The organism is Modestobacter sp. VKM Ac-2978, from assembly GCF_026968025.1.
Classification (GTDB): domain Bacteria; phylum Actinomycetota; class Actinomycetes; order Mycobacteriales; family Geodermatophilaceae; genus Modestobacter.
In genome coordinates this window covers 257,220-280,470 of sequence record NZ_JAPVBP010000005.1, presented here as the reverse complement: position 1 = coordinate 280,470, position 23,251 = coordinate 257,220, and the positions used below count along the sequence as shown (strand labels likewise).

Genomic DNA, 23,251 nt, shown 5'->3' with positions numbered 1-23,251 from the left:
GTGACACGCAACGGGACGGACGGTGGGACGGTGTCGTCGGCGACGACGGGGCTGGTGGGGAGGCGGGACCGGTCACGCGATCACCGGCTTGACCTCGGCGAAGTGGCAGGCGCTGGGGTGGCCGGAACCGGCGCGGTCGATCAGCGCCGGCTCCTCCTCGGCGCAGATCTGCTGGGCCTTGGGGCACCGGGTCCGGAAGTTGCAGCCCGACGGCGGGTTCGCCGGGCTGGGCACGTCGCCGGTGAGGATCATCCGTTCCCGGCTGCCGCGCTTGGTCGGGTCCGGGATCGGCACCGCCGACAGCAGCGCCTGCGTGTACGGGTGCGTGGGGCGGGCGTAGATGTCGGCCCGGTCGCCGATCTCGACGATCTTGCCCAGGTACATCACCGCGACCCGGGTGGAGATGTGCCGCACCACCGACAGGTCGTGGGCGATGAAGACGTAGGCCAGGCCGAGCCGGTCCTGCAGTTCCTGGAGCAGGTTGACCACCTGGGCCTGGATCGAGACGTCGAGGGCCGAGACCGGCTCGTCGAGCACCAGGACCTGGGGGTCCAGCGCCAACGCCCGGGCGATGCCGATGCGCTGCCGCTGCCCGCCGGAGAACTCGTGCGGGTACCGGCTGGCCTGCTCGGCGCTGAGCCCGACGGACTCCAGCAGGTCGTCGACCTTGGCGCGCAGCTCGCTGCCGGAGGCCAGGCCGTGGATCTGCAGCGGCTCGGCGACGATGCCGCGCACCGTCATCCGCGGGTTCAGCGAGGTGTAGGGGTCCTGGAAGACGAACTGCATCTCCCGGCGGACGGCCTTCATCTGGGCCCGGCCGAAGCCGGTGATGTCCACGCCCTTGAAGTGCACCGAGCCCGACGTCGGCTCCAGCAGCTTGACCAGGGTGCGGCCGGTGGTGGTCTTCCCGCAGCCGGACTCCCCGACCAGGCCGAGGGTCTCCCCCGCGGTCAGCGTGAAGCTCACCCCGTCGACCGCGTAGACCGTGCCGACCTGCCGCCGGGTGACCCCGCCGCGGATCGGGAAGTGCGTCTTGAGGTCGGTGACCCGGAGGATCTCGGTGCCGTGCGCGGCGCGGGTGTGCAGGTCCTGGGAGGCGCCGGTCGGCGTGGCCACGGAGCTCATGCGCCGCCGCTCCCCAGCCGGGCACCCATCTCACGGGACACGACGGCCATCTCGGCAGGGACCTCCTCGGAGAAGTGGCAGGCGGCGCGCGCGCCGTTGCCGGTGTCGTAGAGCGGTGGCACCTCGGTGCGGCACCGCTCACGGCCCTTGGACACCCGGCAGCGCGGGTGGAAGGAGCAGCCGGGAGGGAGGTCGATCAGGTTCGGCGGGGCCCCCGGGATGGGGTCCAGCCGGGCCAGGTCGACGTCCAGCCGGGGCAGGCTGCTCATCAGGCCGAGCGTGTACGGGTGCCGCGGCGCGGCGAAGATCGAGAAGACGTCGGCGACCTCGACCACCTTGCCGCCGTACATCACCACCACCCGGTCGGCGTGCTCGGCGATCAGGCCGAGGTCGTGGGTGATGAGGATGGTGGCGGCGTTGGTGCGTTCCTTCGCCGTCTTCAGCACGTCGAGCACCTGGGCCTGGATCGTCACGTCCAGGGCGGTGGTGGGCTCGTCGGCGATGAGCACCTTCGGGTCGTTGGCGATCGCCATCGCGATCATCGCCCGCTGCCGCATCCCGCCCGAGTGCTCGTGCGGGTACTGGTCGAAGCGGCCCTCGGGGTTGGGGACGCCGACCATCGTCAGCAGCTCGACCGCCCGGGTGCGGGCGGCGTCCTTGCTCAGCTTCTTGTCGTGCAGCCGGAGCGCCTCGGAGATCTGGGCCCCGACGGTCAGCACCGGGTTGAGGCTGGTCATCGGGTCCTGGAAGATCATCCCGATCTCGCTGCCGCGCAGCCGCCGCAGCTCCTTGGTCGGCATGGTCAGCAGGTCGCGACCCTCGAAGAGGATCTCCCCGCCGGTGATCCGCCCCGGGGGGCTCTGGATCAGGCCGAGGATCGACATCGCGGTGACGCTCTTGCCGGAGCCGGACTCGCCGACGACGCCGAGGGTCTCGCCGGGGAACAGGTCCCAGCTGACGTCGTTGACGGCCTTCACGACGCCGGCGGGGGTGACGAATTCCGTCGTCAGGCCCCGGACGGAGAGAACAGGACTGCTCACAAACAGCGCCTCCTCGACCGATCAGTGGCTGAAAGCTAGATCACTGCGACCGGGTTTGGGTGACGGTCATGTCACGACGGTGAGTCCATGCGTTCCGTGTGACTGGCCTCACACTCTGTGTGCCGAAGGGGGCAGCCTACTGCTCACCGGCCACCGGATCGGACCAGACGTCCATCCGCACCGTGCCGGTCGCGCGCCCCTCGACGTCGAGCAGGTGGCCCATCCGCTTGACCGCCCGCAGCACCACCAGCCGGTCCACCACGACGACGTCGGGCACCACGTGGGAGAGCTCCTGCTCGAAGCGGTGCACCTCCTCCAGCGAGGCCAGCCAGGCCACCACGAGCAGGCTCGGCGTGCCGGCCAGCGTCGTCGACAGCCGCACCTGGCGCAGCCGGCCCAGCCGGGCCGCGGCGTCGTCCAGCCGCCCGGCCGGGGCGTCGGCCGACAGCACGACCATCACCGGCAGCCCGGCCAGCGGCGCGGCCACCTCGGTGCGCAGCAGCACCGCGCCGGAGCTGATCAAGCGGTCCACCCGGCGGCGCGCGGTCGGCTGGCTGATCCCGGTCGCCGCGGCGAGGGCGGCGTAGGACGCCCGGCCGTCCTCCCCCAGCGCCGACATCAGCTCCCGGTCGACCTCGTCGAGCACGGTGGGGCGGATCAGCTGCGGCGGCCCGCCACTGGCCCCGGCCGAGGACAGCACGCCCAGCCGCCAGGTGCTGCCCTCGGCGTAGAGCCGGGTGGCGATCCGCGCCCGGGTGCCGGTGACCCCGGGCACCCGGTCCAGCCGCTCCAGCAGGTAGCGGCCCAGGGTGGGCAGGTCGACCGCGGCCACGGTCAGCATCAGGTCCCGGCCACCGGCGGTGATGTCCACCGACAGGGCGTGGGCGTCGCCGGCCAGCTCGTTGGCGACCCGGGTCTTCTCACTCGGCAGGCAGGTCACGTCGACGTAGGCCAGCACCTGGGCGTGGTGCGACCCCGGGCCGGGCGTGCCGGTGACCCAGGCGGCGCCGGCTGCGCGCAACCGGTCCCACCGCCGGGACGCGGTGACCGCGTTGGTGCCGACCATCGCCGCCACCTCCGTCCACGGGGCGCGCGGGTCACGCTGCAACGCCTCGACGAGGGCGAGGTCGTCCTCGTCCAGCACAACCGATCGAGTCACTTCAGGCGCCTCTCGTGACGGATGACTGCAAATCCTGTCGGAGAACCTGCCGAACTCCTAACGTCCCGCCCACCGATCCGAGGAGGGCACGTGATCCGGTCAAGCGCGCTGCGCGAGGACGCCCGAGCGATGCAGGACGAACTGGTCCAGTTGCGGCACGCGCTGCACCGGCGGCCCGAGGTGGGGCTGCAGCTGCCCTGGACCCAGGAGACCGTGCTGACCGCCCTCGACGGCCTGGGCCTGGAGGTCAGCACGGGCACCGCGCTCACCTCGGTGACGGCGGTGCTGCGCGGCGGCCGGCCCGGCCCGGCGGTGCTGCTGCGCGGTGACATGGACGCCCTCCCCGTGCAGGAGCAGACCGGGGTGGAGTTCACCAGCCAGGTCGACGGCACGATGCACGCCTGCGGGCACGACCTGCACACCGCGATGCTGGTCGGCGCCGCACGGCTGCTGAGTGCGCACCGGGAGTCCCTCGCCGGCGACGTCGTCCTGATGTTCCAGCCGGGCGAGGAGGGCTGGGACGGCGCCGGGTACATGCTCCGCGAGGGCGTGCTGGACGCCGCCGGGTCCCGGGTCACCTCCGCCTACGGGATGCACGTGATGTCGGCGATGAACCCCCGCGGGGAGTTCACCACCCGCCCGGGCACGCTGATGGCGGCCAGCGACGAGCTGCGGGTGACCGTGCGCGGCAGCGGCGGCCACGGCTCGGCCCCGCACCTGGCGCGCGACCCGATCTCGGTGGCCGCGCAGCTGATCGGTGACCTGCAGACGATGATCACCCGCCAGTTCGACGTCTTCGACCCGGTGGTGCTCACCGTCGGGCTGTTCTCCGCCGGCACGAAGCGCAACATCATCCCCGACGAGGCGACCTTCCAGGCGACCGTGCGCACCTTCTCGGCCGAGGCCCGGGAGCGGATGCGGATCGCCTCCGTGCGGCTGTGCGAGTCGGTCGCGGCCGGCTACGGGCTGGAGGCCGAGGCGCTGTACCTGGAGGAGTACCCGGTGACGGTCAACGACCCGGCGCACACGGCGTTCGCGGCCGGGGTGGCGCAGGAGGTCTTCGGCGAGGAGCGGTACGCGCCGAAGCTGTTCCCGCAGTCGGGGTCCGAGGACTTCTCCCGGGTGCTGGCGGAGGTGCCCGGCTGCTACCTGTTCCTGGGCGCCGCCGTGGGCGAGGACCACGCCGACGCCCCGAACAACCACAGCCCGCGGGCGCAGTTCAGCGACGAGGTGCTCGCCGACGGCGCTCTGCTGCACGCCGAGCTGGCGATGCGGGCACTGGAGCGCGACGCCGCCGCCTGACCGGCCCGCAGACAGACCTACGCCCCGCCCCGGATCGACCCCGGGGCGGGGCGTACGTCGTGGTCGGCCGGCGCTCCTCCGGCCGACCGCTGCTACTCGGCGGCCTCGGCGAACGAGGCGTCGATGTAGTCGCTCTCCGGCAGCGCCTCCTCGTACTCCAGCGCGCCGCCCTCCATCCAGATCCGCTCCATGGCGGTGAGCTGGTCGGGCAGCGGGGCCAGGTCGGGCAGCCAGGTGTAGAGCGGCACGGCAGCGACCTCCTCGGCGGTCTGCCCGGTCGCCTCCCCGATGATCCCGAGGTTCTCCTCGGAGTACCGGTCCTCGCCCTGGAGGTCCTTGGCGGCGCGGGCGAGCGCGTCGAAGAACGGCTGGGCCAGGTCGGACTCGGCGAACTCCTCGCCGTAGATCACGCCGGTGCCCGAGGTGCCCGACGGCGGCACCCACAGCGACGTGCCGGTGCCGTCCTCGATGGCCATCGTGGAGAACGGGGCACTGATCAGGCCGGCAGCGATGCTGCCGTTGGCCACGGCGGTCGGCATGTCCGGGTTGCCGAGGTTGACCAGGTTGACGTCCCCGAGCGACAGCCCCTCCTCCTCCAGCGCCAGGGCCAGCAGGTAGGCACCGGTGCCGCCCGCACCGCCGGCCGCGCCGATCTCCCGGCCGGCCAGGTCGCCGGCGTCGGTGACCTCGCCGGACTCGACGAGCGAGGTGGCGGCGACGAGGTCGGTGGGCGACTCCGCGCTTCCGTCCGAGACGCCCATCGAGCCCACGACCTTGACGTTCAGGCCGCTCTGGATGGCGGAGAACATGCCGGCCGAGAAGCCGGCGGCGACGACGTCGAGCTGGCCGGCCGACGCCAGCGGCACGGCGTCCTGACCCGACTTCACCGTCTGCAGGTTGATGTCGATGCCCTCGTCGGCGAAGTAGCCCTTGGCGTCGGCGACGTACAGCGGAGCGAAGATCGGCAGCTGCACGTACCCGACGTCGACCGTCTGCAGCTCACCACCCTCGCCGCCGGCCGCGGCATCGGTGTCGGTGTCGGCCTCCCCCGACGAGCAGGCGGTCAGCGCGATCCCGACGGTCGCGGTGAGCGCGAGCAGCTTGGTGTTCCTCATGGCTTCGTTGCCTTTCTCTTGGACCCGCCAGCGTGCTTCCAGGGGAGCAGCGCCTTCTCGAGCAGGATGATCAGACCGGTGGCGATCGCACCGAGGAGGGAGACGGCGATGAGGCCGACGAACATCTTCTCCGGCTGGAAGAGCTGCCAGGAGTTCCAGATCAGGTAGCCCAGGCCGTCGTTGGACGCGACGAACTCGACGGCGGTGATGACGATGACCGCCATGCCCGCCGAGACGCGCAGGCCGGTCATGATGCTGGGCAGCGCACCGGGCAGCAGGACGTACCGGAACAACTTCCAGCCGCTGGCCCGGTAGGCACGGGCGGCCTCGATGATCCGCGCGTCGATCTGGACGATGCCGGCGAGGGTGTTGATCTGGACGACGAAGAACACCGAGATCGCGACCGACAGGACCTTCGGCGTCTCGGTGAGCCCGAAGATCAGCAGCAGCAGCGGCAGGATCGCGATCTTGGGCAGCGCGTAGAGCGCGGTGAACGTCGGGCCGAGGGCGGCGCGCAGCGGGCGCCAGACGCCCATCAGCAGGCCGGCGATGACACCGAACACCGAGCCCAGCACCAACCCGGTGACCAGCCGGCCGACCGTGGCGACGGTGTGCGTCCACAGCTCACCGCTGAGCAGCATCTCCCAGCCGCGCTGGGCGATCTGGGTCGGCGGCGTGAACAGCCGCGCGTCCAGGACACCGGTGCGGGCGGCGACCTCCCAGAGCAGCAGCAGGGCGATCGGCGTGAGCACCGCCAGCAGCAGGTCGCGGGCCTTGAGCCGCCGTTCCCGGCGGAAGTCCCGCTGCATCGCCCGGTCGAGCTCGGCGGCTCCCGCGGCGTTCGGGTCGGCCACCGCGGAGGCGCCGACGGGACGGGGCGTGGTGGTGGTCATGCGTACCTCACAGAGAGCTGGACCTCGTCGCGGAGCGACTCCCAGATGGACTGCCGGGCCTGGGCGAACTCCGAGGTGCCCTCGATGGCGACGTCCCGCGGCCGGCTGAACGGGACGTCGATGACCTCCTTCACCCGCCCGGGGCGGGCCGACATCATCACGATCTGGTCGCCCAGCAGCAGGGCCTCCTCGATCGCGTGGGTGACGAGCACGACGGTCTTGCGCTCGGCCTCCCACAGCCGCACCAGCAGCTCCTGCATGAGCATCCGGGTCTGCGCGTCCAGCGCGCCGAGCGGCTCGTCCATCAGCAGCGAGGGTGAACCCGTGGCGAAGGCCCGGGCGATGGCGATGCGCTGGCGCATGCCGCCGGAGAGCTGGTGCGGGTAGGCCTGCTCGAAGCCGGTCAGGCCCACCTCGGCGATCCAGTGCCGGGCGTGCCCTTCGCGCTCCTTCTTGCCGACGTTGGCCATGTGCTCGCCGAAGGCCACGTTCTGCAGCACGTTGAGCCACGGGAACACACCGTGCTCCTGGAAGACGAAGGCCGACTTGGGCACCGCGCCGGCCTCGAGGTGGTCGGTCACCTCACCGGAGGTCGGCGTCTCCAGCCCGCCGAGGATCCGCAACAGCGTGGACTTCCCGCAGCCGGACGGACCGACGATGCAGGTGAAGGAGCCGGTACGGAACTCCAGGTTGATGTCGCTGAGCGCGTGGACGTTGCCGTGTCGGCCCACGAACGCCTTGGAGACGCCACGGGTGGTGAACGCGGGGCGGCCGACGTCGGCCGACGTCGTCGTCGTCTGGGTCATGACTGCTCCTCTGTGCGGGTCTGGCGGGGTGATGGTGCCTGGCCCGTTCCGCCGCCCGTCATCGGCCGCCGTCCACGGGCGCGCCGGGAGGGGTGAACGTGGGCGGCGCGGGCGAGCTGAACACCCCGCCGATGGAGTTCCGGTTCCACTCCTCGTCCGCGCCGGGAGAGGCGAGGACGTCGGCGGCGTACGGTTCGGCGTCGTCCCGGGGCTGGAAGCCGATGGCCTGGCCCCCCGCCGGGGAGAGGTAGCCGCGGGTGTTGGCCGAGACCCCCCACACGATGCGGAAACCGGTGGTGCTCGGGGCGAGGGATGCGGCGAGCAGCCGAACGGCGTCGGCCGGCGAGAGCCACGTGCTGAGCATCCGGGAGTCCCTGGGCCGGTCGGTGCGGGAGGCGATCCGCAGGCAGACCACGTCCAGGCCGTACCGGTCGGCATAGAGGCTGCCGAGCGCCTCGACCGCCGCCTTGGTCACCCCGTAGAAGGTGTTCGGGCGCACCGGGACGTCGTCAGGCACCATCACGCCGGCCGGCGGCACCGGCACGAAGCCCGCCGCGTGGATGGAGCTGGCGAGCACGGCCTTGCCGATGCCGAGCCGGCGGGCGGTCTCCAGCACCGCCTGGGTGCCGTCGACGTTGGCACTGAGCAGGGCCGGCCAGTCGTACTCCAGTGGGATGCCGGCGAGGTGGACGACGGCGTCGCAGCCGGCCATCGCCGCGGCGAGCTGGTCCCGGTCGGTGACCTCGGCGCGCACCCAGGTGCACCCGGACAGTGGCTCCGCGGGCAGCCGCAGGTCGATGCAGACCAGCGCGTGCCCCAGCTCGAGCAGACCGGGGAGGACGTCGGTGGCCAGGCTGCCGGCGGCGCCGGTCACGGCGATCCGCAGCGGGGCGCTCACAGCAGCGCTCCCTGCTTGGTGAGGAGCTCCCGGACGGCGGCGGTGTCGTGCCGGTCCAGGTCGGCGTGCACCACGGCAGCGGCCCCGCAGGCCTGCCCGGTGGCGAACGAGGTTCCCATGACCCGCAGCGAGGAGTAGGCCCGCGGGTCGGAGCTGACCAGCCGCCCCCCGGCCCAGAGGTTGTCGGTGTCCGCCGAGCACAGCGCGCCGTAGGGGATGTCGTACCAGCCCTTGTCCTTGATCCCGCCGTAGACGGTGAGGCCCGGGGTGGCGTGGTCCTCCATCGGCCATCCGCACCGGGCGACGCCGTCCTCGGGGCGGCGTCGCCCGGAGGTCACGTCGTCGGCGACGACGGTCTCCACACCGGCCAGCCGGCGGGACTCGCGGATGCCGATCTGCGGGCCGGTGGCAGCCAGGTAGCTGTCCTGCCAGCCGGTCAGGCCCTGCTGGAAGGCGTGCAGGTACTGCCAGCTCAGCCGACGGGCGTTGGTCTCGGCGGCGGTGATCTCGTGGACGTCGAGGACGTCGCGGTGCTGGTCGGCCAGCAGGAGCATGACCTCCCGGGACAGCGGCATCCGGACGGCGACGCCGCTCTCCCGTGCCAGCTGCGCGCCGCTCCGTTCCCGGTAGGCGAGCACCGCGGTGCTCAGCGCGCCCGCGGAGAGGTCGGCGTCCTCGGCCACGCCGCCCACCCGCATCACCAGGGTGCTGGCCTGCCGAGCGGCGACGTCGGAGACCTGCACCCCGGCGCCGGCGGCGACCAGCAGCACGCCGTCGCCGCTGCAGTCGACGAAGGAGCGACCGGTGATCGTCTCGCGGCCACCCCGGTGGTCGATGGTCACGTCGGTGACCCGCCCGCCCGCCACCGACGCGGCGATGACCCGGCTGTGCAGCAGCAGCGTGACACCGGCGTCGGTGACCAGGTCGTCGTAGACGCTCTTGGTGGTCTCCAGGTCCAGCAGGACGACGGTGTTGCCCGTCGCCGGGAAGGTCTCGGTCTGGTACAGGTCACGGGCTTCCAGCCGGTCGAGCACCTGCTGGCCCACGCCGCCGACCACCTGGGTGCGGGTCTGGTCGAAGAAGCCGCAGTGCGTCAGCACCGAGCTGGCGGTGGCCGCGCCACCGAGGAAGCCGTACTGCTCGATCAGGCAGACCGTCGCGCCGGCATCGGCTGCACTGACGGCGGCGCCGATGCCGGCCGCTCCTCCGCCGACCACAACCACGTCGAAGTCCACGTCTCGCCTCTCGTCCGGGTTGGTGCGCTCGGCGGCCGGCGCGCTCGGGCGCTCGCGCGCTCCTCGCTCCAGGTCGCGCCGGCCCGCACTGTGGTGCGGCTCACTGCGCCCTATTGATGTTGTCCGCGGTCGGGGTAGACCGCAAATGCCTGTTCCGCAGTAGCGCGATGCCTGTCAGGCATAGGCTGCCCCCGTGGAGCTGCGGCATCTGACCTACTTCGCCCGTGTCGCCGAGGCCGGGTCGGTGAGCGGTGCCGCGGCGATGCTGCACATGACCCAGCCCTCGCTGAGCCGGCAGATCGCCGACCTGGAGCGGGAACTGGGGCACCGGTTGTTCGAGCGGACGGCCGACGGGATGGTGCTCACCGCGGCCGGCCGGGGCCTGCACGAGCACGTCGCGGTGGTGTTCGCCCAGCTCGAGCGGATCCCCGAGGTGGTGCGCACCTTCGGGGCCGGGCAGGAGATCGTCCGGCTGGGGCTCCCGCCGGGGGTGCCGCACGAGTGGTTCCTGGCGGTCATCGCCGCACTCGAGGCCTCCCTGCCGCACGTCGCGCTCTCCCTGGTCGAGGCCAGCAGCGACGAGCAGCAGAACCTGCTGCGCAACGGGCTGATCGACGTCGGCCTGCTGCACGTCCAGCCGCCGGACCTCGGCTGCGCCCCGGTGCTCACCCAGGAACTGGGCGTCGCCGTGCCACCGGACTCCCCCCTGGGCGACCGCCCGTCCATCCGGTTCGCCGACCTCGACGGGCGCCGGGTGATGGCACACGCCTCCGGGGAGATCACCAGCGAGGAGGCCCGGCTCCGGTCGGCGTCGGCCGCCGCCGGCGTGCACACCCACTGGATGTTCCGGCGGTTCTCCGTGCACAGCGAGCTGATCGCGGTCAGCTCGAAGGTCGAGGCGGCGCTGATGACCGAGGCGTCGGCCCGGCGCAACCTGTCGGGCTGGCGGTGGGTGCCGTTCATGGAGCGGGACGCCACCGGTCGCGACCTCGCCGTCGTCACCTGGGCCGCCTGGCGCCCGCCGGCCCGCGCCACCACCACCACGCTGGTCCAGGTGCTGGGCGCAACGCCCTGGTCGCCGGGCTGAGCACCTCGCGGGGCGACCCTCCCGCCCCAGTTGTCACACCCCCGCCCGGGCTCCCCGATCCGGGGGCCCGGCGGAGGTAGAACGACTCCATGGGCGTCTCCCCGTGCCCGCAGCACACCGCGGCAGCCGATCTCCAGCTCTCCGTGGCCCTCGACTGCGTGCCCGTGGTCGGCGAGGCGCTGGCCCGCGCCGGCGTGTCCGTCGTCGCCGGCCTCACGCTGACCGGCGCCGGCGAGCCGGTGCCCGGCGCGCGGGTGGTCGTCACGATCGCCTCCTCCGACGGCCCGCTGGGCGACCCGGTCGAGCTGACCGTCGACGTCGAGCCCGGCCAGACGACGGTCTTCACCGACCTCGACCTGCGGCTGGACCCGGCCGTCCTCGCCGGCGTCGCCGAACCGGGCACGGCCACCGTCGAGGCCCGGGTCGAGCGCGACGGGCAGCTGCTGGGCTGCACCCGCACCGCCGTGCGGGTGCTCGCCTCCGGGCAGTGGCTGGCCGCGCCGACGCCGCTGGCCCTGGAACTGCTGGCCGCGCACGTGCAGCCGGGCTCCCCCGCGGTGGCCGGGCTGGTCGGCGCGGCCGCCGACCTGCTTCGCCTGCGCACCGGTGACCCCACGGTCGGCGGGCACCCGACCGGCAGCGCACGCATCGACGGCACCGCACGCCTCGACGGGACGCGCATCGACGAGACGGCCGCGGCGATCGTGGAGGCCATGCGGCGCCGGGCGATCCGGCCGCGCCCCGCGCTCGCGGGCTGGGCCGACGTCCCCCAGCGGGTGCGCACCCCCGACCAGGTGCTCGACGACCGGGCCGGCACCAGCCTGGACACCGTGCTCACCCTGGCCGCCGCGCTGGAGCACGCCGGGATCCGCCCGCTGCTGTGGATCGCCGCCGACGGCGCGACCTGCCCCGGGCACGCCTTCCTCGGCTACTGGCGGGTCGAACGCTGCGCCGAGAGCGCGGCCACCACCGAGGTCTCCGGGCTCGCCGAGCTGGTCGAGCAGGGCGCGATCGCGCTGGTGGAGACCACGATGCTGGGGATCGCCGCGGAGCCGGCGACCTTCGGCGACCTGCACCGCACGGCCGCCGCCGCCTGGCTCACCGGTGACCTGCACCGGGTGCTCGGGGTCACCGACGTGCACCGCGCACGGCTGGACGGCGTCGTCCCGCTCCCGCTGCCGGGGCTGCCCGACCGCAGCCCGAACGGGAGCCCGACCCGCGCGGGAGCCCGACCGGCGGGGACGGCGGCCGCGCTGCTGGACCTGGACCGGGCCGACGGCGGCGTCGTGCCGCTCACCGTGCCGCCCGGGCGGCTGACCGTCCTCGCCGAGCGGCTCGCGGACGACGCCGCGCTCACCCTGGTGCCCACCGACCAGCTCGGTGCCGCGGCCCGGCGGCGTGGCATCCGGTCGGCCCGGGACCTGCCACCGCACCAGCTCGGCGAGCTGCTCGTCGAGCACGGCGGGCTGTACGCCGAGCTGGGCTCGGTCGACTACGCGCGCCGGCTGGCCGGGCTCGCCGACCGGGCGGCCGCGCTGGTCGAGGAGACCGGCACCGGCGACCTGTACCTGGCGCTGGGGTCGGTGACCTGGGAGCTCGACGGGCAGCCGGTGCGCTCGCCGCTGGTGCTGGTGCCGGTCCTCCTCTCCCGGGTGGCGAGCACCGGCGCCTACCGGCTGACCGCCGACCCGGCGGGGGCGATCGGCCCGAACGGGCACCTGCTTGCCGAGCTGCGCCGCCGTACCGGCGTCGCCGTGCCGGCCCTGGACGACGGCGGTGACCCCGACCTGGCCGTCGTCCTGCCGGCGCTGCGGCAGGAGCTGGCCCAGCGCGGACTGCCGCACCGGGTCGAGCCGACCGCCGATCTGGCGGTGCTGCCCGCGGCGTCCGCCCGGATCCGGCAGGACGTCGACCAGCTCGGCGCGGCCGCCCTGCGCAACCCGCTGGTGCCGGTGCTGCTGCGCCCCGGCCAGCCCTTCGTCGACCCCGTGCCGGCACCCGGCAGCGCGTTGGCCACCGACCTGGCCGAGCTCGCCGCGACCCTGCCGCTGTCCGCCGACACCGACCAGCTGCAGGCGATCACCGACGCCACCGCCGGGCGGACCTTCGTGCTCGAGGGCGCGCCCGGCACCGGCAAGTCGCAGACGGTCGCCAACCTGGTCGCCGCGGCCGCGGCCGGAGGTCAGCGGGTGCTGGTCCTCGCCGCCCAGCAGTCCGCGCTGGACGCGGTGTCCCGGCGGCTCGACGACGTGGGGCTCGGCGGGCTGGTCACCGGCCTGCGCCGTCCCGCCGCCGTCCCGCCCGATGCCGGGGACCTCCCGGCGCTCGCCGCGCTCCCTGCGTTCCCCGACGAGCTGCGGACGGCGCGGCGCGAGCTGGCCGGCTACGCCGAACGGCTGCACGCCCCCAACTCCGCCGGCCTGTCGCTGTACGCCGCCCGCGCCGGCGTGCTCTCCGCGGTGCCCGGCACCCCGGCGCTGCCGCTGGCGACGACGTTCGTCGCCACCGCGTCGGCGCGCACCACCGCCAAGGTCCATCAGCTGCTCACCACCCTCCCCGAGGTCGCCGCGCGCACCCGGCCGCGGCCGCGGCACCCGTGGGGGTTCCTCGACTCCGCCGACGCCGACCCGGTGGCGGTGCACGCCGCGGTGCTCGCCGTCGACACGGCGCTGCGCGCGCTGCCGCCCGCCGGGCCGCTGGCGCGGGTGATCGCCGCGGCGCGGACCCCGGAGGACCTCGACGCGGTCGCCACCGTGCTGGCCGGCCCGGACGTGCCGCTCGCCGCGGTGGACGCCGTCCGCACCCCGGAGTGGGCGGAGGACGCCGCCGTGCTGCTCGCCGAGATCTCCGCGTTCGTCACCGCGGCGCATCCCGGGCTCGACGTCGCCCTGCCCGAGGCGCTGGACCTGCCGCTGGCCGGGATCGCCGAGGACGCCGAGCAGGCGGCGGTGTCCGGGCGGTTCGGCCGGGCCAAGCGGCTGGCGGCGGTGCTCACCGAGCTCACCCCGTCGCTGCGGCCGGACGCGCACGTGGAGCCGACCGACGTCCCGGTGCTGACCGCGGAGCTGCTCCAGGTGCAGGGAGCGGCCCGCGAGCTGACCCTGCGCTGCTCGGACGTGGCGGGGCTCGCGGTGCCGTGGAACTGGAACCCGCTGACCGACCCGCAGCTGGTCGAACGGCAGGTCGCCGCCCTGCGCCGGCTCGGCTCCGCACTGGACGGCGACCCGACCTTCACTCCCCCAATGCGCCGCTTCCTGGACACCTCGCCGGCACCGGACCCGGCCCGGGCGGTGGCGGTCCGGAAGCTGCGGGCCGCGCTGACCGCCCTGCCGGTGGCCTGTCTGGGCTCGCTGGACCAGCTCGTCGCGTGGGCCGGGGACACCGGCCTGGTGCGGCTGTGGGACACGACGCAGGACGAGCGGGCCGTCGAGCAGTTCGGCGTCCCCTCGCTCGGGCACTGGCTGGACCTGCTGCGGCACCTGCACCTGCTGGAGGCCGCCGGGCTCGCCGAGGCGCGCGCCGCACTGCTGTCCGGAGCGGTGCCCGCCGACGACGCCGTCGCCGCCTTCGACCGCGGGGTGGCCGAGGCGTCGTTCGCCGAGCGCTCCGCGGCCGGCGGGCTCGGCGCCGCCGACGCGCGAGCCGCGGAGCAGGCGGTCCACCGGGCGCTCGCGGCGTCGGCGGCTGCCCGGACCCAGGCGGCTGCGGCCCTCGCCGAGGGCGACCGGACCCGGGCGGTGCTGGCCACCCCGGACGCCGTCGCCCGCTTCCTCCCCCCGACCGCCGGCTCGTTCGACCTGGTGGTGATCGAGGACGCGTCGTCGCTGCGGGTCACCGACGCGCTCGGTGCCCTGGGCCGGGCCAGCGCGGCGGTGGTGGTCGGCGACCGCCAGCAGCTTCCGCCGCGTGCAGCGGTCGACGAGGCCCCCGACGAGGGGCTGCTCGTCGCCTGCCTGCGCGCCGGCGTGCCGCGGCGGGAGCTGACCTGGCACCACCGCAGCGCCGACGAGTCGCTGGTCGCGTTCGCCGACGTGGCGGCCTACGGCTCCCGGCTGACGACCGTGCCCGGCCCGCCGGCCGGGCCGGCGATCTCGCTGGTGCAGGTGGACGGCGTCTTCCTGCGCGCGGGCGAGCAGCGGGGCACCAACCCGGCCGAGGCGGAGGCGGTGGTGGCCGAGCTGCGGCAGCGGTTCGCGGCCTCGGCAGAGTCGGTGCCCTCGGTGGCCGTGGTGACGCTGCACGGGCCGCAGCGCCGGCTGATCGAGGGCCTGCTGCGGGTGGGCCGGGACCGGGCGGCGGAGGCGCTGGACCGGGGCGAGCTGCGGGTGCGGGAGGTGGAGGCCGCGCAGGGCGAGGAGGCCGACGTCGTCCTGCTGTCGCTGGGGTGCGCGGCCGACGAGCGCGGCTGCCTGCCGCTGGACCTCGGGCCGCTGAACCGGGCCGGCGGTGAGCGGCGGCTGACCGTCGCGATGAGCCGGGCCCGCCGGCAGGTCGTGGTGTTCGCGTCGTTCCGGCTGTCGCTGCTGCGGCCGGTGACGACGACCCAGCCGGGGGTGCGTCGGCTGCGGACCTACCTGGAGCAGGCGGTGCACGGCACGGACACGGTCCCGCGGCGCTCCGGCGCGGTGCCGGACCCGCACCGGGAGGAGGTCGCCGCCGCGCTGCGGGGGCGCGGGCTCGTGGTGCGCACCGACGTCGGGCTCTCCCCGTTCCGGGTCGACCTGACCGTCGCCCGGGCGGAGGCGCCGGCGCGGCCGGTGCTGGCGGTGCTGCTGGACGGCCCGGCGTGGGCGGAGCGGGCGCCGGTGGACCGCGAGCTGGCGTACCTGGAGCTGGCGGAGCTGCGGGGCTGGCCGGCGGTGGAGCGGGTGTGGCTGCCGGAGTGGCTGGCCGAGGAGGAGACGGTGCTCGACCGGCTGGTCGCGGCGGTGGCGGGTGCTGCTCCGGTGGCGCCGTTGCTGCCGCCGCTGCCGGCCCCGGTCGCCGAGGTCGCCGAGCCGGAGGAGGAGATCGACCCGTTCGACCCGGACGCCCCCGACGTGGAGGACGAGGTGTCGACGGCGGAGCCGGTGCGCTGCGCGGCGCACCCGGTGGTGACGCCGGCGCTGCTGGCGGGTGAGGTGCCGTTCCGGGCGTGGACGCCGAAGCCGGTGGGCGAGCCGCAGATGCTGCGGCAGCTGGCGAACCCGGAGGCGGCCCGGCTGGTGCGGCGGGTGCTGGCGGCGGGGATCCGGGCGGAGGGGCCGATCCACCGGGAGCGGCTGGCCCGGCTGACGGCGTCGGCGTTCGGGGTGCCGCGGGTGAACGCGGCGCGGATGGCGTCGATCCTGGCGCTGCTGCCGGAGCCGGGTGCGGAGTTCCTGTGGCCGGCGACCTCGGACCGGACGCCGCTGGACCCGGCGGGGTGGACGACGTTCCGGCGCCAGGCGGCGAGCACCGACCGGGCGCTGGAGCACGTGCCGCCGGAGGAGATCGGCAACGCGATGGTGGCGCTGTGCCGGTCGGTGGCCGGGATGACCCGCGACGACCTGTTCCAGCAGACGCTGGCGGTGTTCGGGCACCGCCGCCGGCACCCGGTGCTGATGCCGCCGCTGGAGCTGGCGCTGGCCCAGGCGGTGCGGGCCGGCCGGATCACCCGGCAGAGCGCTGGTCAGTGGCTGACCGCGGTGGCGGACGGCGATGCGGACCTGCACGCGGTCCCCACCCCGCCCGTCCCGCCGAGCACGGTGGTGCGGGAACACCTGGACCAGCCCGCCGCAGGGTGATCAGGCCGGGAGCCGACGAGGGCTGAGGAGCTGCTCGGGCCGCCTCCGCTGTCGGCGGGACATCCGCCCGGACCTGCGCAGCCTGCGGACCCGCCGTCCTGCTGACGGCGGGGCCCGCGATCCCTGCCGCGCTACAGCAGCGGACCGATGAGGATCTCGGTGTCGTCGGGGCGGTAGGTGCGCCATCGCCCGCCGGGATCTCGCTGCACCCGGAAGCCGTGGTGGACCTTGGTGTGATGGCGTTCGCACAACAACGCTGAGTTCTGCAGCGAGGTCTCGCCGCCGTGCAGCCAGTGGATGAGGTGGTGCACGTCGCACCACCAGGACGGGGCGCCGCAGCCGGCGAACACGCAGGACTTGTCCCGCCGCTCGACGGCCTTGCGCAGGCCGGGGGTGACCACCCGGTGGTCCCGCCCCAGGTCCAGCGGCACCCCGTCGGGGCCCATGACGATCCGGGAGATGCTGCCGTCACAGGCCAGGTAGCGGGCACGGGCGGCGGAGATCGTCGCCCCGAAGCCGGTGCTCGCCGCCCCGGCACCGGTGGCGGGGTCGACGAGGTCGTCGAGGTCGATGCCCACCACCACGTGCGGCTTCACCGTCCGCAGGATCGGCAGATCACCGCTGGCCAACTGGTTGTCGCACAGCTGCACCAGCGCATCGGCGTTCTGCTGCGCGCGGGTCCGTTCATCACCCTGGGGCCGGTCGGCCTGCACGATCGACTCGATCGCGGCCTGCACCTTCTCCCCACCAACAGCGTCGAGGTCGAACCGGCCGGTGACGCTGCCGTCGGCGTGCTTGGCGATCGTCAGCCGCCGCCCCTCCGTCGGATCAGGCTCCGGGCCGTCCGGGTCGAGGGCGTCCTCGAAGGCCTGCACCGCAGCCACCAACGACTGATGCGGCGACTCCGCCGCCACCTGCGCCCACACCCGATCGAACGCAGCCAGGTCGATGCCCTGCTCGGCGGCTCGAGCCCGCTCACGCTCCCCCACCGCAGCGGCGACCACGTCCATCTGCGCCGCCGTCACCGACCCCTCAGCGAACCCGGCCGCCAGCGCCGGGAAGTGCTCCAACGCCCGACCCGACCGCAGGACCCGCGACGCGTCCGTCGGCGCCAGCCGCGCGTGCCCGATCAACCACGACCGCATGCTCTTCAACCCGTCGTGCTCCGCGGCCTGCGTGGTGTCCGCGCGGCGCACCGTGCGGGTCAGCTCCGCGGCGACCCGGTTCTGCACGGCCACCAACTCGGCGACCCGGTCCAGCACGCGGCCGTCCGTCAACCCGTGCAACTCCTCGGCCGCCAAGGCGTCCAGAGCTGACATCAACTCGCTCACGGACACCTCCCGACGTATTCGAACGTGTGTACGAATACTACCGCCGGCACATGCTTCAGGCAAAGCGAATCCCCAGGTCAGAGGCCTGTCCACAGATTCCAACAGCCACTTGCCACGGCCGATCGTGGCTCGTCGGCGATCGGCCCGACCGCAAGAGCGGCAGACGTGATCAGCGACCAGCGTCGCCCTGGGAGCTGGTCGACGGGAGAGCCGATCACGCGGCACCTCAGGCAGCGGGCCGTGTCGCGTCGAACACGAAACGTGCCCACCCGCCGTCCGACCAGAAATCGGATTCCCGGCGGGAACAGCCGGCGAGAGCCGACCTCGCCGACAACCGGCTCCGGCGTTGCTCGACGTCAGCTCGGCGAGTCGTCCTCGCCGGCCGGGCGTGTTGCAGCCCCACGGGGTGTCGGAACCGCAACGCGCGGCACTTTGTGACAAATCCATGACAGCCCTACCGTCATCCGCGCCCGCCGGCCCCTGAGTCACCACACACGGTGACACCGGCGAGCACCGCCGAACCGGGCAACCGCCGCATCGTCGCCGCGGACGCCCGGACCGGGGACCCACCGCAGTCTTGGGGTGAAGCGCAAGGGCACGCGAGTGCCGGAGCGCCGGGCGAGTTCCCCGCCCGAACCCGTCAGCTAACTCGGTAGGCGGTTGAGGAGAACAAGGAGAACCCGTCGTCCATGACGACCACTCGCACGTCCCCTGCCCGTCCCTCCCGTTCCGGTCGCCGGGCACTGATCGCGCTGTTCGCCAGCGCGGGCGTCGCCCTCACGCCGATGGCCGCCCAGGCCTCGGTCGGCGGCGGTGGAGCGGCCGCCCCAGCACCCGTCGCGGCACCGGTGGCCCCGGTCGCGGCTCCCAACGCAGCTGCCCAGATCATCGTCGACACGGCGCTCGCCCAGCAGGGCAAGCCGTACGTCTGGGCCGGGGCCGGCCCGAACGTCTACGACTGCTCCGGGCTGACGCAGTTCTCCTTCGCGGCCGCCGGCATCACGCTGCCGCACTCCTCCCGCATGCAGTCGACGATGGGCGTGCCCGTGGCCCGCGCCGACCTGCAGCCCGGTGACCTGGTCTTCTTCTACGACCCGGTGGGCCACGTCGGCATCTACATCGGCAACGGCCTGATGGTGCACGCCCCCACCGCCGGGGACGTCGTCCGCACCATCAACGTCGACACCATGTGGGGCTACAACTCCGCGCGTCGGCTGGTCTGACCCGCTCGCCCGAGGGCAGTCGCACGACGAACGCCCCGCTCCCCCAGACCGGGGAGCGGGGCGTTCGCCGTGCCGGAGGGGCCGATGTCGCGACACCGGCCCCTCCGGAGGGTCAGCCGAGCAGCGGCTCGCCGTCGCGGACGAGCTGCCAGTTCTCCACGTAGAAGTCGGCCGGGTCGATCACGCCGCGCTCCTGGGCCCACTCGATGAGCAGCTGACGGATCTCCAGCTGCTCGTTGTAGACCACCGGGGCCGTGGAGATGTGCGGGAAACCGCCACCGCCGGAGCGCCGGTAGTTGTTCACCGCGACGACGAAGCGGGCGTCGTCGGCCACCGGCTCACCGTCGATCTCCAGCCGGGTGACCCGCTCGCCGACCGGCCGGGAGACGTCCAGGTCGTACTCGACGCCGGAGAGCACGTCGTAGTTGTAGTCCGGCGTCCCGTCGGCGTTGGTGATCGTCTCCGGGTCGACGGGCCCGGTGGCCGGCACCTGGGTGAAGTAGCTCGCCGACTCCTCCAGGTAGTCGCGCACCTGGGCGCCGGTCATCTCCACCGCCTCCAGCGTGTTGTCGAAGACATACAGCCCGGCGATGTCCCGGATGGTGACCTCACCCTCCGGGAAGACCGCCTCCCGGCTGAACGGCGCGGCGATCGACAGCACCGGCAGGTCGGCCCACTCGGTGCCCCCGAGCGCAGCGTCGACGGTCTCGGTCTGCACCTGCTGGATGAAGTCGAGGATCGGGGTGTCCTCGTACCGGCTGGTGAGCGTGGTCAGCTCCTCGGTGGAGGTGGCCACGACCTGGTTGACGTAGTCGACCGTCGCCTGGTGCGCCTCGTCGGTGACGGCGAGGACGTCGGGGTCCTCCGGGTAGTCCCTGGTGCGCAGTGCGGTGGCCGTGGCCTCGGTGACGTCCCACTGACCACGGGTCTTGGTCAGCTCGAAGTCGACCTGGCTGACCGTGGCGCCCCAGCGGTAGGGCTGGGTGAGCAGCACCTCCTCGCCGGTGACCTCGTTGACCACGACCTGGGACGGGGCGTCGCGGTGCGTGTGGCCGACGACCATCGCGTCGATGCCGGGCACCGTGCGGGCGATGACGTCGGAGGGGTTCTCCGTGCCGACGGCCGGGTCGTCGTAGGACGACGTCCCGCCGACCCCGGCGTGCGCCAGGACGACGACGACGTCGGCCTGCTCGGCGACGACCGGCACCCACTCCTCCGCCGTCTCCACCATGTCGCGGAACTCGAGCTCGCCCTCGACGTTGTTGCGGTCCCAGATCGCCGAGCCCGGTGTGGTGAGGCCGATGATGCCGACGGTGACCGGCTTGGCGCCGCGCACCTTCATCCGCTCCAGCGTGTACGGCGGCAGGTACGGCTCGCCGGTCTCCACGTCGATGACGTTGGCGCCGAGCACCGGGTGGTCGACGTCGTCGACGTAGCCGGCGAGGGTGTCCAGGCCGTAGTTGAACTCGTGGTTGCCGACGACCTGGGCGTCGTAGCCGATGACGTCGTAGGCCGCCGCGATCGGGTGCTCGGCCTCCGGCGGCTGCTGGGCGGCGAGGTAGGTGAGCGGCGTGCCCTGCAGGAAGTCGCCGTTGTCGACGACGAAGACGCTGTCCGCGCCCTTCTCGGCGCGTACCGAGTCGACCACCGAGGAGATCCGGGCCAGGCCCGTCGCGTCACCGGCGCTGTCGCTGTACGGCGCGTCGCGGAAGTAGTCCCAGTCCTGCGCGCGGCCGTGGACGTCGGTGGTGGCCAGCATGGTGAGCTCGAGGCTCTGCCCCTTGCCGTGCCCGCCGCCGTGCCCCTTGCCGTGACCGTTCCCCTGGCCATTGCCGTGACCCTGGCCGTTCCCGTGACCGTGGCCGTTCCCATGGCCGTGGTCGTTCCCATGGCCGTGGTCGTGACCGCCCGGGCTCGCCGCCGCGGGGGTCACCGCCCCGACGCTCATCGCCAGCACCGCTGCCGCGACCGTCACCGTCGTCCGTCTGCGCACGCGATCTCCCCCAAGCTCGTCAGCCGCCCCTGCTGGGCCGGCTGTGCGGTTGCTGAGCCAACGTAACGAGGGATGCCGACAAGTCGACAGCGGTCACGAGGTGTTCACGCAGGCAGCACCGGGTGGACCGAGCGGACCTCAGCGGGCGGCGGCGCGCGCGGCCAGTTGTTCCGGGGAGAAGGCCAGGTCCAGGGCCTCCCGGGCGGCGCCGAGCACGGCGGCGTGCTGGCCGACGCGGCTGACCGCGATCTCCAGGCCGTCGGTGATCATCGGCGGGCACTGGGCGTAGATCGCCGAGCGCACCCCGGCGACGAAGGCCTCGGCGCTGCTCAGGTGCCCGCCGATCACCAGCCGCTCCGGGTTGAAGAAGTTGAGGATGGTCGAGAGCACGGTGCCGGTGCTGCCGCCGGCCTCGCGCAGCAGCTGGGTGGTCAGCGGGTGGGCGTCCCGGGCCAGGTCGAGCATCCCCTCGGTGCCTGAGGAGTCGACCCCGCGCTCGGCAAGCTGCTCGACCAGGGCGGCGCCGCTGGCCACCGCGTCCAGGCAGCCGACCCGCCCACAGGAGCAGGGCACCGGCGGGGCGCCGGGCACGGTGGTGTGGCTGATGTCCCCGGCGAACCCGCCGCTCCCCCGGTGCAGCACCCCGCCGGCGACGACGCCGCAGCCGATGCCGGAGCCGACCTTCACGAACACCATCTGCTCGGCCGGCGCCCCGCCGGCGGCGTGCTCGCCGAGCGCCATCAGGTTCGCGTCGTTCTGCACGATCACCGGCACCGGCAGCCACTGCCGCACGATCGCGGCCACGTCGGCACCGTTCCAGCCGGGCATCCGGGCCGGGGAGACGACCAGGCCGGTGCGCGCGCTGACCGGCCCGGGCACGCCGACGCACATCGCCAGCAGCGGCGGGGCGTCGTCCAGCCCGGCGACGGACTCCTCGACCGTGGTCACCACGGTGCGCAGCACGGCCTCCGGGCCGTCGGAGACCGCGATGGGCAGGTGCCGTTCGGCGACCTGCCGACCGGCGGCGTCCAGGACGGCGATCGCCGCGTGCCGCTCCCCCAGGCTGACCGCGACCACCAGGCCGGCCGCGCCACGCATCTCCAGCCGGCGCGGCGGCCGCCCGCCCGCCGAGGGCCCGGTGCCGGTCTCCACCAGCCAGCCTCGCCGGATCAGCATCTCCACCCGGGCGGCCGCGGTGGTCGCCGAGAGCCCCGTCTCCCGGGCGACGTCGGCCCGCGAGGTGGCGCGGCCGAGCCGGACCAGGGAGAGGACCTCGCTCGGGGAGGTGGCCGACCGGTCACCGGCGGGGGTGGGCATGCCGGTCAGTGAAGCAACGCCGGTCGTCCGAAGCAACGGTCACTTAGTCCGGAAGTGGAAATACTTGATGGACTTCTGGTTGTAACGATCGTCACTTAGCCTTCGTCCATCGTTCAGCGCCGACCGGGAGGAGCCCGACCGTGACAACGCCGATGGTCAGCCTGCGCGGCGTCGACAAGCACTTCGGCGAGCTGCACGTGCTCCGCTCGATCGACCTGGAGGTCGCCCCGCGAGAGGTCGTCGTGGTCATCGGGCCGTCCGGGTCGGGCAAGTCGACGCTCTGCCGCACGATCAACCGGCTCGAGCCGATCGACTCCGGCGAGATCCGGGTCGACGGCCAGCTGCTGCCCGCGGAGGGCACCCAGCTCGCTCAGCTCCGCGCCGACGTCGGCATGGTCTTCCAGTCCTTCAACCTCTTCGGCCACCTCAGCGTGCTGGACAACGTGATGCTGGCGCCGCTGAAGGTGCGCAGGGCGAGCAAGGCCACCGCCCGCGCCGAGGCGATGGCGTTGCTGGAGCGGGTGGGCATCGCCGACAAGGCCGACCGCGTCCCCGCCCAGCTCTCCGGCGGCCAGCAGCAGCGCGCCGCGATCGCCCGCTCGCTGGCGATGCACCCGAAGCTGATGCTCTTCGACGAGCCGACCTCGGCGCTGGACCCAGAGATGGTCAACGAGGTCCTCGAGGTGATGACCTCGCTGGCCGCCGACGGCATGACGATGGTCGTGGTGACCCACGAGATGGGCTTCGCCCGCCGCGCCGCCGACCGGGTCGTCTTCATGGACGCCGGTCAGATCGTCGAGGTCGCCCCACCGGCGGAGTTCTTCGACGCCACCCGGAGCGAGCGCGCCCGCTCGTTCCTCTCCAACGTGCTGGCCCACTGACGGCCGAGCGCACCCCGGGCGGACCCGCCCACCCCACGCCCGGCGCCGCTCCCCCGGCCGGGCTGATCAGAAAGGCAAGGC

16 protein-coding genes and 1 riboswitch are annotated in these 23,251 nt (G+C 73.8%); of the genes, 5 read left to right on the top strand and 11 right to left on the bottom strand.

The genetic code is table 11. The annotated features are described in order from the left end of the window. Window positions 1-72: 72 nt before the first annotated feature. From O2W53_RS14465 to O2W53_RS14455, 3 genes are all read right to left on the bottom strand, one after another. Window positions 73-1,125: an ABC transporter ATP-binding protein gene (locus O2W53_RS14465; RefSeq protein ID WP_269163746.1), complete on the bottom strand. Its 1,053-nt coding sequence runs from the start codon at window positions 1,123-1,125 to the stop codon at window positions 73-75. Further along, entirely contained in the window at window positions 1,122-2,165 is a 1,044-nt protein-coding gene (locus O2W53_RS14460) for an ABC transporter ATP-binding protein (RefSeq protein ID WP_269163745.1), read from the bottom strand. The genes O2W53_RS14465 and O2W53_RS14460 overlap by 4 nt, the downstream gene beginning before the upstream one ends. 136 nt (window positions 2,166-2,301) lie before the next feature. Then, window positions 2,302-3,324: an Lrp/AsnC family transcriptional regulator gene (locus O2W53_RS14455; protein WP_269163744.1), complete on the bottom strand. Its 1,023-nt coding sequence runs from the start codon at window positions 3,322-3,324 to the stop codon at window positions 2,302-2,304. A gap of 90 nt (window positions 3,325-3,414) precedes the next feature. Between O2W53_RS14455 and O2W53_RS14450 the strand changes: the two genes are divergently transcribed. Beyond that, window positions 3,415-4,626 (top strand): M20 metallopeptidase family protein, encoded by a 1,212-nt coding sequence (locus O2W53_RS14450; protein WP_269163743.1) that lies wholly within the window; start codon window positions 3,415-3,417, stop codon window positions 4,624-4,626. A 92-nt stretch (window positions 4,627-4,718) separates the two neighbouring features. Here the strand turns inward: O2W53_RS14450 and O2W53_RS14445 are convergent, their stop codons facing one another. From O2W53_RS14445 to O2W53_RS14425, 5 genes are read right to left on the bottom strand one after another with little or no spacing between them, the layout of a single operon-like run. Continuing rightward, window positions 4,719-5,741, bottom strand: coding sequence for an ABC transporter substrate-binding protein (locus tag O2W53_RS14445; protein WP_269163742.1), 1,023 nt, complete (start codon window positions 5,739-5,741; stop codon window positions 4,719-4,721). Then, window positions 5,738-6,634 (bottom strand): ABC transporter permease, encoded by an 897-nt coding sequence (locus tag O2W53_RS14440; RefSeq protein ID WP_269163741.1) that lies wholly within the window; start codon window positions 6,632-6,634, stop codon window positions 5,738-5,740. The genes O2W53_RS14445 and O2W53_RS14440 overlap by 4 nt, the downstream gene beginning before the upstream one ends. After that, window positions 6,631-7,440 carry an ABC transporter ATP-binding protein gene (locus O2W53_RS14435; protein ID WP_269163740.1) on the bottom strand — a complete coding sequence of 270 codons (810 nt, stop codon included), beginning with the start codon at window positions 7,438-7,440 and terminating at the stop codon, window positions 6,631-6,633. The genes O2W53_RS14440 and O2W53_RS14435 overlap by 4 nt, the downstream gene beginning before the upstream one ends. A gap of 58 nt (window positions 7,441-7,498) precedes the next feature. After that, window positions 7,499-8,338: an NAD-dependent epimerase/dehydratase family protein gene (locus O2W53_RS14430; protein WP_269163739.1), complete on the bottom strand. Its 840-nt coding sequence runs from the start codon at window positions 8,336-8,338 to the stop codon at window positions 7,499-7,501. Then, on the bottom strand, window positions 8,335-9,573 hold the full coding sequence (locus tag O2W53_RS14425) for an FAD-dependent oxidoreductase (RefSeq protein WP_269163738.1): 1,239 nt from the start codon (window positions 9,571-9,573) through the stop codon (window positions 8,335-8,337). Before O2W53_RS14425 ends, O2W53_RS14430 begins: the two co-directional genes overlap by 4 nt. Window positions 9,574-9,766: 193 nt before the next feature. On the opposite strand from O2W53_RS14425, the gene O2W53_RS14420 reads away from it, so the two are divergent. After that, window positions 9,767-10,660, top strand: a complete 894-nt coding sequence (locus O2W53_RS14420) for a LysR family transcriptional regulator (protein ID WP_036337117.1) — start codon at window positions 9,767-9,769, stop codon at window positions 10,658-10,660. A gap of 89 nt (window positions 10,661-10,749) precedes the next feature. Continuing rightward, window positions 10,750-16,425 carry a DUF4011 domain-containing protein gene (locus tag O2W53_RS14415; protein ID WP_269163737.1) on the top strand — a complete coding sequence of 1,892 codons (5,676 nt, stop codon included), beginning with the start codon at window positions 10,750-10,752 and terminating at the stop codon, window positions 16,423-16,425. A 131-nt stretch (window positions 16,426-16,556) separates the two neighbouring features. Here O2W53_RS14415 and O2W53_RS14410 read toward each other — a convergent pair whose 3' ends face one another. After that, window positions 16,557-17,756 (bottom strand): HNH endonuclease signature motif containing protein, encoded by a 1,200-nt coding sequence (locus O2W53_RS14410; protein ID WP_269163736.1) that lies wholly within the window; start codon window positions 17,754-17,756, stop codon window positions 16,557-16,559. Window positions 17,757-18,276: 520 nt separating this feature from the next. After that, window positions 18,277-18,429, top strand: a riboswitch (cyclic di-AMP (ydaO/yuaA leader). A 16-nt stretch (window positions 18,430-18,445) separates the two neighbouring features. Here O2W53_RS14410 and O2W53_RS14405 point away from each other — a divergent pair. After that, the gene (locus O2W53_RS14405) at window positions 18,446-18,979 is read left to right on the top strand and encodes a C40 family peptidase (RefSeq protein WP_331253803.1); all 534 of its coding nucleotides are present in this window, start codon (window positions 18,446-18,448) and stop codon (window positions 18,977-18,979) included. A gap of 112 nt (window positions 18,980-19,091) precedes the next feature. Here the strand turns inward: O2W53_RS14405 and O2W53_RS14400 are convergent, their stop codons facing one another. Beyond that, window positions 19,092-20,972 (bottom strand): bifunctional metallophosphatase/5'-nucleotidase, encoded by a 1,881-nt coding sequence (locus O2W53_RS14400; protein WP_269163735.1) that lies wholly within the window; start codon window positions 20,970-20,972, stop codon window positions 19,092-19,094. Between the two features lie 138 nt (window positions 20,973-21,110). Next, window positions 21,111-22,289, bottom strand: coding sequence for an ROK family transcriptional regulator (locus O2W53_RS14395; RefSeq protein WP_269163734.1), 1,179 nt, complete (start codon window positions 22,287-22,289; stop codon window positions 21,111-21,113). A gap of 140 nt (window positions 22,290-22,429) precedes the next feature. On the opposite strand from O2W53_RS14395, the gene O2W53_RS14390 reads away from it, so the two are divergent. Next, window positions 22,430-23,170: an amino acid ABC transporter ATP-binding protein gene (locus O2W53_RS14390; RefSeq protein WP_442929283.1), complete on the top strand. Its 741-nt coding sequence runs from the start codon at window positions 22,430-22,432 to the stop codon at window positions 23,168-23,170. Window positions 23,171-23,251: the final 81 nt, after the last annotated feature.